The organism is Bacillus sp. AY2-1 (genome assembly GCF_008368965.1).
Lineage (GTDB): Bacteria > Bacillota > Bacilli > Bacillales > Bacillaceae_G > Bacillus_A > Bacillus_A thuringiensis_S.
This window is the reverse complement of the sequence record NZ_QPEL01000335.1, coordinates 1-803: the sequence shown is the minus strand read 5'-3', so window position 1 is coordinate 803 and position 803 is coordinate 1. Positions and strand designations below refer to the sequence as shown.

Below are 803 nucleotides of genomic sequence, written 5' to 3'. Positions count from 1 at the left end.
ACTTTAATAATATGGTAACCGTAAGTTGTTTTAACTGGATCACTTACTTGGCCTGCATCTAATTTATACGCAGCTTCCTCAAATTCTTTCACTGTTTGCCCAGGAGCAAAACCAGATATTTCCCCGCCCTGTTCCTTTGAACCAGTATCTTCTGAATACTGTTTTGCTAAGGCAGCAAAATCTTCACCATTATTTACTTTCTCCTTTATTTCTTTAGCCGTTTTTTCATCTTTCACTAAAATGTGACTTACTTTCATTTCTGGTTTATAGTTATCTTTCACATCTTTTTCTGTGACTGTTGCTTTGATTGCTTTCTCAAATGCAATTTCTGGCTTCATTTTTTCTTTTAATTCATCTTCATTTTTCAATCCAAGTTGTTCTAAAGTCGATTTAAAGTTCTCACCCATTTTATCTTTTGCTTCTTCTACTTTCTTTTTTGCTTCCTCATCTGAAACTTTATATTTATCTAGCAATGCCTTACTTAACATCATTTGATATAAAGTACTTTCTCCATATTGTTGTCGTAATTCTTTACTTAATTCTTTCTCTGTAACATTTCCTACTTTTGATGTTACTACGTTGTCTGAGGAACCACATGCAGATAATGCTAGCATCACGCATGAAATAATCGTTCCAATAAATATCTTTTTCTTTTTCAATTCAAATACCTCACTTTTATCATTATGCAAATTAACTATACACAGTCATTGTGAAAACAGTGTGTTTTCTACATGTAATTCATTTCATATGAGTAGACTATGTATCATGTATTTTCATTTTTAAATATAAAGAGTTTTCTTACT

Annotated in this window: 1 protein-coding gene; it reads right to left on the bottom strand. The window is 31.3% G+C overall.

The features are described from left to right. Positions 1 to 659, bottom strand: a 659-nt coding sequence (locus DN403_RS30905) for a peptidylprolyl isomerase (RefSeq protein ID WP_149186137.1), incomplete at its 3' end; no start/stop codon positions are given. Between the last annotated feature and the right edge of the window lie 144 nt (positions 660 to 803).